Annotated in this window: 13 protein-coding genes; 8 read left to right on the top strand and 5 right to left on the bottom strand. The window is 41.6% G+C overall.

What is annotated here, in order from left to right; translation table 11 throughout:
- The first annotated feature begins 48 nt into the window (after window positions 1-48).
- From J3P37_RS14510 to J3P37_RS14495, 4 genes are all read left to right on the top strand, one after another.
- Window positions 49-1,209, top strand: coding sequence for a serine hydrolase domain-containing protein (locus J3P37_RS14510; RefSeq protein ID WP_256012071.1), 1,161 nt, complete (start codon window positions 49-51; stop codon window positions 1,207-1,209).
- A gap of 14 nt (window positions 1,210-1,223) precedes the next feature.
- A complete protein-coding gene (locus tag J3P37_RS14505) occupies window positions 1,224-2,120 on the top strand; it encodes an aldo/keto reductase (RefSeq protein WP_256012070.1) in 897 nt (298 codons plus the stop codon).
- Window positions 2,121-2,249: 129 nt separating this feature from the next.
- Window positions 2,250-3,455, top strand: coding sequence for an MFS transporter (locus J3P37_RS14500; RefSeq protein ID WP_256012069.1), 1,206 nt, complete (start codon window positions 2,250-2,252; stop codon window positions 3,453-3,455).
- A gap of 80 nt (window positions 3,456-3,535) precedes the next feature.
- Window positions 3,536-4,108 carry a helix-turn-helix domain-containing protein gene (locus tag J3P37_RS14495; protein ID WP_256012068.1) on the top strand — a complete coding sequence of 191 codons (573 nt, stop codon included), beginning with the start codon at window positions 3,536-3,538 and terminating at the stop codon, window positions 4,106-4,108.
- Window positions 4,109-4,150: 42 nt separating this feature from the next.
- Here J3P37_RS14495 and J3P37_RS14490 read toward each other — a convergent pair whose 3' ends face one another.
- On the bottom strand, window positions 4,151-4,564 hold the full coding sequence (locus J3P37_RS14490) for a GreA/GreB family elongation factor (RefSeq protein WP_256012067.1): 414 nt from the start codon (window positions 4,562-4,564) through the stop codon (window positions 4,151-4,153).
- 56 nt (window positions 4,565-4,620) lie between these two features.
- Window positions 4,621-5,019 carry a GreA/GreB family elongation factor gene (locus J3P37_RS14485; RefSeq protein ID WP_256012066.1) on the bottom strand — a complete coding sequence of 133 codons (399 nt, stop codon included), beginning with the start codon at window positions 5,017-5,019 and terminating at the stop codon, window positions 4,621-4,623.
- A gap of 447 nt (window positions 5,020-5,466) precedes the next feature.
- On the opposite strand from J3P37_RS14485, the gene J3P37_RS14480 reads away from it, so the two are divergent.
- Window positions 5,467-5,661, top strand: a complete 195-nt coding sequence (locus tag J3P37_RS14480) for a hypothetical protein (RefSeq protein ID WP_256012065.1) — start codon at window positions 5,467-5,469, stop codon at window positions 5,659-5,661.
- A gap of 137 nt (window positions 5,662-5,798) precedes the next feature.
- Here J3P37_RS14480 and J3P37_RS14475 read toward each other — a convergent pair whose 3' ends face one another.
- On the bottom strand, window positions 5,799-6,281 hold the full coding sequence (locus J3P37_RS14475) for a YMGG-like glycine zipper-containing protein (protein WP_256012064.1): 483 nt from the start codon (window positions 6,279-6,281) through the stop codon (window positions 5,799-5,801).
- Window positions 6,282-6,468: 187 nt separating this feature from the next.
- Between J3P37_RS14475 and J3P37_RS14470 the strand changes: the two genes are divergently transcribed.
- Window positions 6,469-6,765 (top strand): Dabb family protein, encoded by a 297-nt coding sequence (locus J3P37_RS14470; RefSeq protein ID WP_256012063.1) that lies wholly within the window; start codon window positions 6,469-6,471, stop codon window positions 6,763-6,765.
- 63 nt (window positions 6,766-6,828) lie between these two features.
- Here J3P37_RS14470 and J3P37_RS14465 read toward each other — a convergent pair whose 3' ends face one another.
- Together J3P37_RS14465 and J3P37_RS14460 are read right to left on the bottom strand one after the other, a co-directional pair.
- The gene (locus tag J3P37_RS14465; protein ID WP_256012062.1) at window positions 6,829-7,122 is read right to left on the bottom strand and encodes an isoamylase early set domain-containing protein; all 294 of its coding nucleotides are present in this window, start codon (window positions 7,120-7,122) and stop codon (window positions 6,829-6,831) included.
- A gap of 304 nt (window positions 7,123-7,426) precedes the next feature.
- Window positions 7,427-7,618 carry a cold-shock protein gene (locus J3P37_RS14460; RefSeq protein ID WP_256012061.1) on the bottom strand — a complete coding sequence of 64 codons (192 nt, stop codon included), beginning with the start codon at window positions 7,616-7,618 and terminating at the stop codon, window positions 7,427-7,429.
- Window positions 7,619-7,881: 263 nt separating this feature from the next.
- Here J3P37_RS14460 and J3P37_RS14455 point away from each other — a divergent pair, with 263 nt between their 5' ends.
- Both J3P37_RS14455 and treS read left to right on the top strand, forming a co-directional pair.
- Window positions 7,882-9,885 carry an alpha-1,4-glucan--maltose-1-phosphate maltosyltransferase gene (locus J3P37_RS14455; RefSeq protein ID WP_256012060.1) on the top strand — a complete coding sequence of 668 codons (2,004 nt, stop codon included), beginning with the start codon at window positions 7,882-7,884 and terminating at the stop codon, window positions 9,883-9,885.
- A gap of 17 nt (window positions 9,886-9,902) precedes the next feature.
- Window positions 9,903-13,256: a maltose alpha-D-glucosyltransferase gene (gene treS / locus J3P37_RS14450; protein WP_256012059.1), complete on the top strand. Its 3,354-nt coding sequence runs from the start codon at window positions 9,903-9,905 to the stop codon at window positions 13,254-13,256.
- Window positions 13,257-13,262: the final 6 nt, after the last annotated feature.

Raw genomic sequence — 13,262 nt, 5'->3', positions numbered from 1 at the left:
CCTAAATGGTGAGCGGATTTTGCTATTTTTGCGAAACCATTTTTTCTTATGAGACAACGTCCATTCAGGTTCAGCTTATTTACTACGATACTGCTTGTGTTACTCCTGGCTTGCATCCTGATTTATTTAACTGGTACAACCTATATCTATAAAGCACTGCTTCACCGGCAGGCAGATATCGACGATATTAATATCTTTCCTACACGTGAAGTTAAACAGGGAAAGAACAATGTAGCATGGCCTCGCGCTACGAAATACAACAAAGCACCCCTTTCGGATACCTTGCGAAAAACTCTCTTAGAAACGGAGTCAGTAGCTTTTCTGATCATAAAAAATGACTCTCTCGTTCACGAAGAATATTGGGATGGATATACGGATTCTACCCTATCTAATCCCTTTTCCATTACAAAAAGCATTGTAAGTCTTCTTGTCGGAGCAGCAATTAAAGACGGGCATATCAGATCTGTTAATCAGCCTGTGTCTGATTTCTTACCCGAATTTAAGGAGTCCGAGAAATCGAAGATTACCATCAAACACCTTTTGCAAATGACTTCAGGGCTTGATTTCATGGAAAGCTACAGCAGTCCTTTCAATTATACTACAGAAGCATATTATGGCACTGATCTTAAGGGACTTGTTGGAAAACTGAAGGTCATTGAAACGCCGGGAACTGTAAGTCGCTATAAAAGTGGAGACACGCAGGTCCTCGGAATGCTTTTATCGCAGGCAACAGGCAGGACTTTAAGTGATTATGCTTCTGAAAAATTATGGGAGAAATTAGGCGTAGAAAGCGCTGCAGAATGGAGCCTCGATCACGTAGAGGGGGTTGAAAAAGCGTATTGCTGCTTTTATACCAATGCACGTGATCTTGCTAAAATTGGGAAGCTGGTATTACAAAACGGAAAGTATAACGGGGAACAGCTGATTGACTCAGCCTATATGCAAGCCTCATTTGTTCCTGTGGGTTTACCTGATCAGCGTGGCAATTTAACAGACTATTATGGTTATAGCTGGTGGTTAATACATCGGGGCGGAGTACAGGTTAATCATGCCAGAGGTTTGGCTGGTCAATATCTTTTTGTTATACCCTCCCAGAACATGATTGTGGTAAGATTGGGCAAAAAGAGAGCCAGCGTCAAACAAAACGGCGTTTCGGTCGATATCCTTATATACCTGGATGAGGTCTTGAAAATGATGAAAAACAACTAAACATCAAAAAGAACATGGAATACATCTACCTTGGAAAGTCACAATTAAAAGTTAGTCGTTTTGGTTTTGGATGTATGTCATTGCCTGCAGATCAAAAAGAATCCGAAAGCCTGATTACACAAGCTTTAGACAAGGGAGTTAACTTTTTCGACACAGCAGATCTTTATGAGAAGGGCGAAAATGAAATACGTGTAGGACAGGCACTACATACGCGCCGTAAGGATGTAATTTTAGCTACCAAGGTCGGGAACCGATGGCGGGCCGACGGAAGTGGCTGGGACTGGAGTCCTTCCGGGGCTTACATCACCGGAGCTGTGGAACAAAGCCTGAAGCGCTTAAGAACAGATTATATAGACCTGTATCAATTACATGGGGGAACAGTAGAAGATCCGGCCGATGAAATCGTCGAAACATTTGAAAAACTAAAGCGAGAAGGTAAGATAAGATATTATGGTATTTCTTCCATTCGGCCAAATGTGATCAGAAGCTATGTAGAACACTCCAGGATCGCCAGCGTAATGATGCAGTACAGCCTGTTAGACCGACGGCCGGACGAGAGCATCACAGCCTTGCTTAAAGAGCATGAGATCGGGATGATTGCCAGGGGCAGCCTTGCACAAGGCTTACTGACGGGCAAAGAACCAAAAAATTATCTTTCATACTCTGCGGAAGAGGTAGGCAAAGCTGCACGAGCTATAATGGCCGTATCCGGCTTGCATAGAAGTCCGGCTCAGACTGCTCTTCGTTATGTTTTACATCAGCCGGCTGTACAAGTTGCCCTTGTGGGAATCAGAACAAGCGCTCAGCTATCAGATGCTCTGGGAGCTTTTGATACCTCTATATTGAACACTGACGAGATAACAATACTGGAAGAGAGTATTCAGGCTCTTGCTTATACAGATCACAGGTAGCTTCCATTGTGTTAAGTTGACACTATTAACAGCTAAGGGTAAAAAATGTATTTCTGGTCTCGATCTTGCATCGAATTTGAAGACCTTTGGTGAACATTATCAAAATATTTATCCATTACCTGTTTATACGTGGCACTATCAAATGAGCAGCTCCCGGCTGCAATCGAAAATACTTCCCTAATCAAAGAAATCAGTCCCAACAGAATACGGTTGGCGGTTTCCTTGTTTTATTTTGGACAAGGTTTAAGTTTTGCCTCCTGGGCAAGCCGGATTCCGGATATCAAACATAATTTGGGTCTTACCGACGCTGTACTGGGCAGTATACTGCTGGCACTTCCGCTTGGCCAATTATGCACTATGCCTATATCGGGCCGGTTAGTTACCCGCTTTGGCAGCCGGCAGGTACTCACAGTGACGGCGCCTTTGTATGTGCTGGCGCTAAGTAATCTGGGGCTGGCAGGCTCGGCCTGGCAGTTAGCAGCCTGTCTATTCCTTTTCGGCATTATTGGCAACATGTGTAATATTTCGGTTAATACACAAGGTGTGGAAGCTGAGAAATTGTTTACACGACCGATTATGACCTCCTTCCACGGAGCCTGGAGTATTGCTGGTTTTACGGGAGCACTCCTGGGCCTGTTAATGATCAACCTGCATCTCTCGCCCTATCTTCATTTCTGGATTATTGCACTCATCATTTGGTTAAATGTTTTTTTAAACTATAAGTACCTGGTGCCGGGCAAAGGCAACAGTAGTAATGCGTCAAGATCCAGTTTTTTTGTTAAACCAGAAGGCTCCCTGCTCCAGCTGGGGATCATCGGGTTTTGCAGCATGGCAACTGAAGGCGCCATGTTCGACTGGAGCGGTGTATATTTTAAAGAAGTCGTTCAAACTCCTTCTACCCTGGTAGTAATAGGATATGCCTCGTTTATGATCATGATGGCTGTTGGACGATTTATAGGCGACAGCGTAATTTTGAAATTTGGCCGAAAAAGGACTATGCAGTTCAGCGGTATGGTTATGTTTACAGGCATGTTTATTTCTGTAATTTTTCCTTACCTTATACCTGCCACAATTGGTTTTATGATGGTCGGTCTGGGAGTATCCAGTATCGTACCCACACTTTACAGTGTTGCCGGAAAAAACAAAAAAGTTTCAGCCGGAATGGCACTGGCTATGGTATCGAGTGTTAGTTATTTTGGTTTTTTAATGGGCCCCCCTCTAATTGGGTATATCTCAGCTTTATCAAACTTACGGTATTCATATGCAGTGATCGGTTGCTTCGGACTATTGGTAACTTTGTTAACAGCAAAAATAAAAGCACTTGATCAAAACTAATGACCTAAATATTTAAGAAAATTATAAATTGGACCTTACATATAAAGTACGGTTAATCTAGATTCTTAAGAAATATTAAAATGGACTTTCACATTAAAAATATGGTTTGCAGACGTTGTATCAGTGCAGTTGATTCAGAATTGCACAAGCATGGCTTAAATCCTGTGAATATACAGCTTGGCATCGCAACCATCAGTGAAGAAAACATATCTGAAGATATAAAATCGGCGCTGACCAAAGGTTTAAAAGATCTGGGTTTCGAGATGCTAGATTCTAATGTATCGAGGGTTGTCGAAAAGATAAAAAGCCTGATCATTGACAAAGTTCATCACCACGACCGTCTGGACTTAAAGGTGAACTGGTCTGACTATATAGCAGAACAACTGCATCAGGATTACAATAATTTAAGCAGCTTATTCTCTTCTGTAGAGGGTATCACAATTGAGCAATATATCATTCGCCAAAAAATTGAGAAGACGAAAGAACTGCTCATCTATGATGAAAAAAATCTTAGTGAAATAGCGTTTTTATTGGAATACAGCAGCGTTCAGCACTTATCCACACAATTTAAGAAAGTAACAGGGCTGACACCTTCGCAATTCAAACGTATGCGGGAGCCTGTTTTGCATCGAAAGGCCCTGGATTCTATTTAAAAGATCAAACGCCTAAAACAATCTTTTTAGGCGTTTGATCTTTTAATGATCCTGAAGTTCGCTGGTATCCCTGGTAGAAAGCATGGAATCCTGTCCAACAGATATGATCTTAAATGTGTTTATCCCGTCCGGCATCTCCCATTCGGTAATCGCCCCAGTTGGATAACCCAGCAAGGCGAGGCCTATAGGCAAAGCGGTTTCGGTGGCGCCTTCCGGAACCAGTTCCGGAATGTCAACCTGTACACTGAACGTGTGATTTTTATTTACGTTCCAAACAACCACTTTTGAGTTCCGGCAAACAACATTTAAGGGCAAACAATCCTTTGCTACGATCCTCGCCCCCATTAGTTCGCTGTATAGACGTCTTTTATTTATAGATGAAAGACCGCCATTAAGGAAATAACGCATTAATAAATTAAAATCCTGTTCAGTTAAAATAATAGTTGGTTGCTTCATTTCTTATTCTTTAATCATGAAAAGATTAACCGGTTTGCTTAGCATTCTGGCAGGCATTAATTGACCGCTTCCTCTTGCGCGCTATGGGTGACCTTTAAGATCTTAAAGTTCTTCAAGCCATTTGGCATCTCCCATTGCACCAGCGCCCCTGTGCGATAACCAAGCAGAGCAACGCCTATTGGAGCAAACACTGAAACTTTATTTGCTTTAATGTTAGCATCAGAGGGTAAGACGATCTGGAAAACAAACTTTTGCCCGGTTTTAGTCTCTTCTATCTCTACCTTAGCGTCCAGGCAAACAACATCGTCTGGTAATTCAGACTCCTTTTTAACCTGTGCAGATTTTAATTCATCCAGGAGTTTATTTTTATTGAAATCAGAAAGATTGCTGCGCATCAAATGCGTCTTTAGTAATTCGAGCTCTTTTTTTAGAATAATTAATTGTTCTTGTTTCATAATCTAGATTTAAGTGCGTTTAAATATTAATGGTTAATCGTCACTTGACGGTATAAAAAACGATAAAACGCTGCCAGAATAAACCGGCAACATATTGTTTGTTAATAATTTCAGGCTAATAAAACAGATCGTTTTATGAGTGCCCCAACGCAAAAAAGATGGTTGGGGCCTACTTGATAAAGTCCTTGCTCGCTTTAAGAAATGACTTGCGTAGCTCGATGCGGGAAAAAACTGACCTACAATAACTAACGGCAACAGCGTGCGCTGCATGCAATGGTTTCGTTACGCTATTTTTTAATGAATTGGTCATCAGTTAAGAAACGATATCTTTTCGCTTTTATTGTACTCTACTTAGAAACAGTTGACAGTTCGTTTTACTTTGTTAGAATTTTGTACTCTTTTTGATACGGTTGAAAGTATATATTTGCAGAACTGAAGATTTAATTGATGAAAAACCAGAAGATCATTTTAGCTTTACTGGCCGGGGCGGCAACGGGTGCAATAGCAGCAATCTTGCTAACCTCTGATGACGGAAAAACCACCCGCTCAAGAATCGGGGAGTGGGCCGGGGAAAAACTTAGAGGTGCTAACAAAGGTGCCGGTGTGGAAGAAGAAACAGAGGAAACAACCCTGGGAATTTAAGTGGTAATATAAACGTGCATGAGCGCAGCTCTGCAGGATGAAGTTGAGGCGCCTCTCCAGGAGTTGTAGACAAATCAATTCATAAAAAAGGCGCTGTGAGGTTCTCACAGCGCCTTTTTTATCGTAAATCAGAATTATTATTGCGCTCTTCCTGTCTTCTTATCCTTAGAACGACCGATCACATAACCGGTACCTGCTCCCAACAGACCCCCGATTACGGCACCACGTCCATCCTTTTTGTCAACAAGTACCCCGGTAACAGCACCTGCACCAGCTCCGATTACAGCTCCTTTAGCTGCCGAACTCCAGCCTTTCTTTTTTTGTTGTACAGGTGTTGGAGTATAGTAGTATGATTCAGACACTCCTTTAACGTAGGTTTGTCTTTTCGGTGCAGCAGAATAGGCTACCCTTTGTGCTGCAGCTTGCTGTTGTTGCAGTTTTGCATTTTCCGCAACACGTTGTAAACTGTCAATCTTCAAACTATCGCGCATTGCCTTCATTGAATATTGCAGCATCTTAACCGAATCGCGCGCTGAAACTTCCTGACTGTTTGTTTTTGTGTTGTTGTTGCATGCCGCAAATATTGAGGCAACTGCAAAAGCTATCATTATCCGTTTCATAAGCCTAATAGTGTTTATGTGTGTGTGTGTGTTTAATTTTTATATTCTACTGAAAAAATAATGCCAAATAATTTATGCTTAATATTTTCTCTTTAATAATAACAGACAAGCTAAATGTAAAAAGGTTTAATTTAGATCCTTTGCATATACTTCTCTATATTTGCCGCATTCACAAAATTCAATAAGTATGCTTACTCATCACGTTTTATTCTGGCTTAAAGCCGATACTTCCGAAGAACAAAAAGAAGCGTTCCGAGGAGGTCTAGAGTCCCTTCAGGGAGTAGAAACTATTAAATCAATTTATATCGGAACCCCGGCGCCGATCAGCAGGGCTGTAGTAGACACCACTTATACCTTTTCTTTGCTAACCTTATTCGATGACCTGGCAGGACATGATGTGTATCAGGAACATCCAATACATAAAGCCTTTCTTGATGAGTTCAGGGGGCTTTTTGAGAAAGTGGTTATCTATGATTCTCATTAAAATACAAAAAGCGGCCACAGAAGTGCCGCTTTTTGTATTTTTAACCGTAATCCGCGAATCTCTTTAGTTAAGGATCAAAACACTATTAGTGCTACCAAAAGCGTTAACATTCTGATCGTCAGCTTCTGGCTCTTCCATCCACTCCGTTTTATTTACACGATATTTAAATTCATGCTGACTATTTTTTGGAAGGGTTATTTCTGTTGAGAAAGAACCATCCTTTTTTTTGCTGAGCGGAATCGAGTTCTCCCAATCACTATTAAGACCCAGTATCTCTACTGTTTCAGCACTATCATGTTTGAAAGTGAACTTTACTTTCCAAAGATCTTTACTTTTTACGTATGTTTTCTGTAGCATTTCAATAAAATATAACTTACTTTAATAAGAACTTGACAATCAATAGATTTAATTATTGTAAAATTAATAAATAAAACCACACTACAAGTACACAAAAACATTTTTTTTCCCTCAAAGAGAAAATTGGGCAGAAGCTGTGTAAAAGCATGGTATATTTCTTCAAATGATACAATATAAATGCCGAATAGTTTTTAAAATATAGAACTTTTTTAATGACAGAGAGTAGTAACAGGAGAGAAAAATCTGCCTAAAAAAAAAGCATCCATCAAATGATGGATGCCTACAATTTATGATACTAGTTTTCTTAGCTAACTTTCACATTTACTGCATTTAAGCCTTTTCTACCTTGCTCAACATCGTAAGTTACGGTATCATTCTCACGAATGTTATCGATAAGACCTGAAGAATGAACGAAGATTTCGCTACCACCTGTTGAAGGGATAATAAATCCGAAACCTTTAGTTTCATTAAAAAATTTTACTGTTCCTTGTTGCATTATATTATTATTAATTAATATAAAGGTACACTTTAAAAGATCCAATTTTCTATCTTTTATAAAAAAGATTTTCGAATGACACATTCTAAAAAGTCAAGAAAACTAACGAACACCTGATTATCAGAACATTACCTGACATTCCAGATAAGTAGTTTGTATACTTTTGTAAAACATTCGTCCACACAAGGCTTCACTATAATATCATTTTATAAAAACTTTTGGCCGCACTATGCAGTTTTTGCAATGAACCTATAATTAGGTGAATGAAAATTTACCTGCAAAATCATCTGCGCATGAACGAAAATGGTAGGAAAAGAGCAATAATCACGAATGTAAAGCCCTCAGTTGAAAACGGTCAATATCCGGCAAGATCTGCTATACACGAGATCATAACAATCTCGGCAAGTATCTTTGGGGATGGTCACGATGAAGTTGCCGCTGCAGCCGATATCCATAAAGCGGGTCAGTCACCGGTACATATTCCACTTAAACATCTGGCTAATGATTACTGGGAGGGCACATTTGAGCCAGAGGATCTTGGCTTGCATACCTTCAGCATCCGGGCATGGATCGACCATTTTACAACCTGGCAAAAGGGACTCATTAAAAAACACGACGCAGGTCAGGACATCTCGGTAGAATTTTTGATTGGACTGGAGATGGTTGAAAAGACGGCGTCAAAGTCACCGAAAGCTGATCAAACTTTGCTGGTGAAATACATCGATCAGTTTAAGTCACTCAAGGATGATCCAGACAATTTGGTGAATATTTCCACAAGTAATGAGCTGTCTGAGCTCATGTACAGAAACCGGGACACCTCTCTTGATACCATTTCCCCAGAGTTTACCATCGAAGTGGAAAGAAAGAAAGCTGGTTTTAGCACCTGGTATGAGTTATTTCCAAGGTCGGCTTCTAAGGAAGCTAATAAACATGGTACTTTCAACGATGTAAAGGCCCTGCTACCCAGGATTGCAAAAATGGGCTTCGACGTCCTCTATCTCCCTCCCATTCATCCGATTGGAGAGATAAACAGGAAGGGAAAAAATAATTCCCTGGTAGCTGAACCTGGAGAACCGGGCTCTCCATGGGCAATAGGTAATCGTCTTGGGGGACACAAAGATATCCACCCAGAACTGGGATCATTGCAGGACTTTAAAAACCTTATTGAGGAAGCTAAAAATTATGGGATTGATGTAGCTATGGACATTGCGTATCAATGCGCTCCCGACCACCCTTATGTTAAAGAGCATCCCCAATGGTTCAAATGGCGGCCCGATGGCTCTGTTCAGTATGCAGAGAATCCGCCTAAGAAATACGAAGATATTCTACCCATAAACTTTGAAACAGAGGATTGGGAAAATCTTTGGCAGGAATTAAAGAGTGTAATTGACTATTGGATCGAACAGGGTATAAACATCTTCAGGGTCGATAATCCGCATACCAAAGCATTTCCATTCTGGGAATGGATGATCAAAGAAGTTCGTGCCAAGCGACCGGATATCATATTCCTGGCCGAAGCATTCACTCGTCCCCGTATTATGGAACGACTGGCTAAAAACGGATTCAACCAATCGTACACTTATTATACCTGGCGCAATACAAAACACGAACTGGAAGAATATATCAACGAACTGACGAACACTGACCAGCGTTATTATTTCAGACCCAACTTTTGGCCGAATACCCCCGATATCTTACCACCATTGCTGACCTATGGGGGCGAAAACGCTCATATTTTACGCGTTCTCTTAGCTGCCACTCTTTCTTCGAATTATGGACTGTATGGACCCGTTTATGAGTTTGGATTAAATGAGCCTCGTCCGGGAAAAGAAGAATATATCGATAATGAAAAATACGAGGTCAGACACTGGGATTGGGATCAGTACACCAGGATAAGGGAGATAATCACCCGTATCAATAAGATACGTAAACAAAATACTGCTTTTCATTCTACCTGGAATATCGGTCTGGCAGAAACCACAAATGAGCAGATCATCTGCTACACTAAAAATGATAAAAAGAACAGCAATACACTTATCATGGCTGCAAACCTGGATCTGTTTAACACACAGGGCGCCTATGTAAAGATCCCCATTTCAAATCTCGGCATTGATCCGGATAAGCCTTATATCGTACATGACCTGCTCAGTGGCAGCCGGTATCACTGGCAAAATGAATGGAACTATGTGGAATTAAATCCATACGAGATGCCCGTTCATGTGTTTAAAATAGAGCAGCAACAAGAAACATCAGACCTGTTAATTTAATTATTAACCATATTCACATGCCCGATAACCACAATCAAATAGACGATAAACTTCATTGGTATAAAGATGCAGTTATTTATGAACTTCATATAAAAGCCTTCCGCGACGGAAACTGCGACGGAATTGGCGATTTCAAGGGCTTACTGGAAAGACTCGATTATCTGCAAAACCTGGGTGTAACCGCAATCTGGCTCCTTCCCTTTTATCCATCGCCTTTAAAGGACGATGGTTACGATATTGCCGACTACTACAGCATAAATCCATCTTATGGTGATTTAAAGGAATTCAAACAGTTCCTGCGGGAGGCTCATAACCGGAACCTCAAAGTAATAACCGAGCTGGTCATTAACCATACTTCTGATCAGCATCCCTGGTTCCAAAGGGCCAGAAAGGCTCCAAAAGGTTCACCCTACAGGGATTTTTATGTATGGACTGACGATCCTAATCAATTTAATGAAGTGCGGATCATATTTCAGGATTACGAAGGCTCAAACTGGACCTGGGATCCTGTAGCCCAGCAATATTACTGGCATCGCTTTTTTCATCACCAGCCAGATTTGAACTATGATAATCCCCTGGTTCAGCAGGAAGTTTTTAAAATAATAGACTACTGGTGCAAAATGGGCGTTGACGGCTTCCGTCTTGATGCTGTTCCATACTTGTTTGAGCGGGAAGGCACCAATTGCGAAAACTTGCCAGAGACCCACGAGTATTTGAAAAAACTCAGGAAACATGTAGATGACAACTTCCCTGGAACTCTTTTGCTCGCAGAGGCAAATATGTGGCCTGAAGATTCGGCAGCTTACTTTGGCGACGGCGACGAATGTCATATGAATTATCACTTCCCGGTGATGCCGCGGATGTTCATGTCCTTACAAATGGAGGACCGCTATCCTCTTACTGACATCTTTGAACAAACCCCGACAATCCCCGAGACCTGTCAATGGGCAATGTTTCTGCGCAACCACGACGAACTTACCCTTGAAATGGTTACTGATGAGGAGCGCGATTACATGTATAAGGTGTATGTGAAAGATCCGAAAGCGCGCATTAACCTGGGTATCAGGCACCGCCTTGCACCCCTAATGGATAACAGCCGTAAAAAAATAGAGTTATTAAACTACCTTTTGTTTTCATTCCCGGGAACCCCTGTCATCTATTACGGAGATGAAATCGGGATGGGCGATAACTTCTATTTAGGAGACCGTGACGGAGTTCGTACGCCAATGCAATGGTCCTCAGATAGAAATGCTGGCTTCTCTGAGGCAAATCCGCACCGGCTTTATCTGCCTGTTATATTGGATCCTTCTTACCACTACGAATCAGTTAACGTTGATATACAGCGGCGAAATACCAGCTCCTTGCTTTGGTGGACAAAACGAATAATTAATACACGTAAGCAGTATAAAGCCTTCAGCCGAGGCGATATGAAATTTATCCAGGCTGAAAACTCAAAAGTACTGTCCTTTACCAGGACTTATCAGGATGAAACAGTTCTTGTAATTGTAAACCTGTCGCGATACGCCCAGCCTGCCGAGCTTGACCTTAATGCTTTTAAAGGCTATCTTCCGGTAGAGATCTTTAGTAAGAACAAGTACCCTGCAATTAAAGAGGATACGCCTTACTTTTTTACCCTAAGCCCCTATGATTGTCAATGGTTTATTCTGGAGAAAAGCTTCCCTGAGATTGGAGAACATAAGGATCTGCCTCTTGTTCAACTCAGCAAGTGGAAAGATATTGTATCAAGGCAAGCCGTTACTAGCCTTGAAAAGACAGTGCTGCAGCAATACCTCATGAAAGTGCGCTGGTTTGGAGGTAAAGGGCGTCTGATCGAAAGTATCCAGATCATTAATCATGCTTTTATCCCTCTGTCTGAAAATCCGGCACTCGTACTATTGATAGAACTGCACTATCAGAGTGGCTTGCCCGAAATTTACCATCTACCTGTAAGTTTTGCCAGCGGAGCTAATGTTCAGACACTTAAGGAAAACTACCCTCAATCTGTTCTGGCCCGTGTACAATTAGATGGACAAAACGGAACGCCGGAAGAAGGTGTATTATATGATGCATTGTATGGCGAAGAATATCAGATGGTTCTGTTTAACCGGATTACAAACAATCAGAATATAGATTTAAAAGACGGCGAGATCCAGTTCTCAGGCAATAAATTAATGAAGAACTATTTTGCTGAACACGATAAGATCAAACCCAAAGTGATCTCCGTTGAGCAAAGTAATACAGCCATAAGTTTTGACAACAAGTTTTTCCTGAAGATCTACCGGAAGGTCGATACTGCCATTAATCCCGATCTCGAAATAAATCACTTCCTGAGCAAACATGCCAGGTTCGAACACATTCCCACTTACCTCGGATCTGTAAAATGGGAGTTCGGCCGCGGCAGTATGGTGCTTGGCATGGTACAGGAGATGATTGAAAATAGTGGTGACGCCTGGGCATACATGATAGAGAGACTTAACGACTTCTACGAAAATATTCTGTCGGGAACGAGAGTAGAAGCTCCTAAGTCACCACTACAGGGTTCTTTAACCAATCCGGTAGACTACGAGGATGCTCCGGAAGAAATAAAAACCCTCATAGATGCGTCACTGGCGGAAAGGATCAGATTGCTGGGCATCCGTACTGGCGAAATGCATATTGCTCTGGCATCGGGTGACGATTTACCTGAGTTCCGCCCTGAAGAATATTCATTGCACTACCAACGGTCACTGTATTCTTCCCTGCAGTCGCTTGTCAGGGCCGCATTTCAGAATCAGGTTCGTAATACAAGCAAGCTACAGCCGCAGGTAAAACAGGAAGCTACTGAAATTCTGAGTATGAAAAGTGATATCCTGGAAGTTTTCAGAAGAATATATCGTAAAAAGATCGATGTGCTCAAGATCAGGGTGCACGGCGACTACCACCTGGGCCAGGTATTGTTAACAGGGAAAGACTTTGTTATCCTTGATTTTGAGGGAGAACCAGCAAAAGCCTACAGCGAAAGGCGACTAAAACGCTCGGCTCTCAGGGATGTGGCCGGTATGGTACGTTCACTGCATTACGCCGCCTATGCCGGATTATTCCTGGATGACAAGATCAGCAAGGAGGATACAGAAAAGTTGATCCCTTATGCAGAACAATGGTACCACTACATGAGCGGATTTTTCATGAAAGCCTACCTGGAAACGGTAAAAGGCACCAGGATAATTCCTAAGGACAAAGAAAGTCTGGACGTTTTAATGGATACCTTTTTACTGGAAAAGGCCGTGTACGAATTAAACTATGAGCTAAACAACAGGCCCGACTGGGTGATCATCCCTATCCGCGGTATAAAAACGATAATGGAAAAAAACAGCATTACAAGTGATCTATAATCACAC

The organism is Desertivirga xinjiangensis (genome assembly GCF_024436435.1).
GTDB classification, from domain to species: Bacteria; Bacteroidota; Bacteroidia; order Sphingobacteriales; family Sphingobacteriaceae; genus Desertivirga; species Desertivirga xinjiangensis.
This window is presented reverse-complemented; position numbering and strand designations above follow the sequence as displayed.

Coding starts and splice junctions, on each gene's coding strand:
- J3P37_RS14470 (WP_256012063.1), top strand. CDS start 6,469: ATGCTTACTCATCACGTTTTATTCTGGCTTAAAGCCGATACTTCCGAA.
- J3P37_RS14485 (WP_256012066.1), bottom strand. CDS start 5,019: ATGAAACAAGAACAATTAATTATTCTAAAAAAAGAGCTCGAATTACTA.
- J3P37_RS14510 (WP_256012071.1), top strand. CDS start 49: ATGAGACAACGTCCATTCAGGTTCAGCTTATTTACTACGATACTGCTT.
- J3P37_RS14480 (WP_256012065.1), top strand. CDS start 5,467: ATGAAAAACCAGAAGATCATTTTAGCTTTACTGGCCGGGGCGGCAACG.
- J3P37_RS14495 (WP_256012068.1), top strand. CDS start 3,536: ATGGACTTTCACATTAAAAATATGGTTTGCAGACGTTGTATCAGTGCA.
- J3P37_RS14505 (WP_256012070.1), top strand. CDS start 1,224: ATGGAATACATCTACCTTGGAAAGTCACAATTAAAAGTTAGTCGTTTT.
- J3P37_RS14465 (WP_256012062.1), bottom strand. CDS start 7,122: ATGCTACAGAAAACATACGTAAAAAGTAAAGATCTTTGGAAAGTAAAG.
- J3P37_RS14490 (WP_256012067.1), bottom strand. CDS start 4,564: ATGAAGCAACCAACTATTATTTTAACTGAACAGGATTTTAATTTATTA.
- J3P37_RS14455 (WP_256012060.1), top strand. CDS start 7,882: ATGAAAATTTACCTGCAAAATCATCTGCGCATGAACGAAAATGGTAGG.
- treS (WP_256012059.1), top strand. CDS start 9,903: ATGCCCGATAACCACAATCAAATAGACGATAAACTTCATTGGTATAAA.
- J3P37_RS14460 (WP_256012061.1), bottom strand. CDS start 7,618: ATGCAACAAGGAACAGTAAAATTTTTTAATGAAACTAAAGGTTTCGGA.
- J3P37_RS14475 (WP_256012064.1), bottom strand. CDS start 6,281: ATGAAACGGATAATGATAGCTTTTGCAGTTGCCTCAATATTTGCGGCA.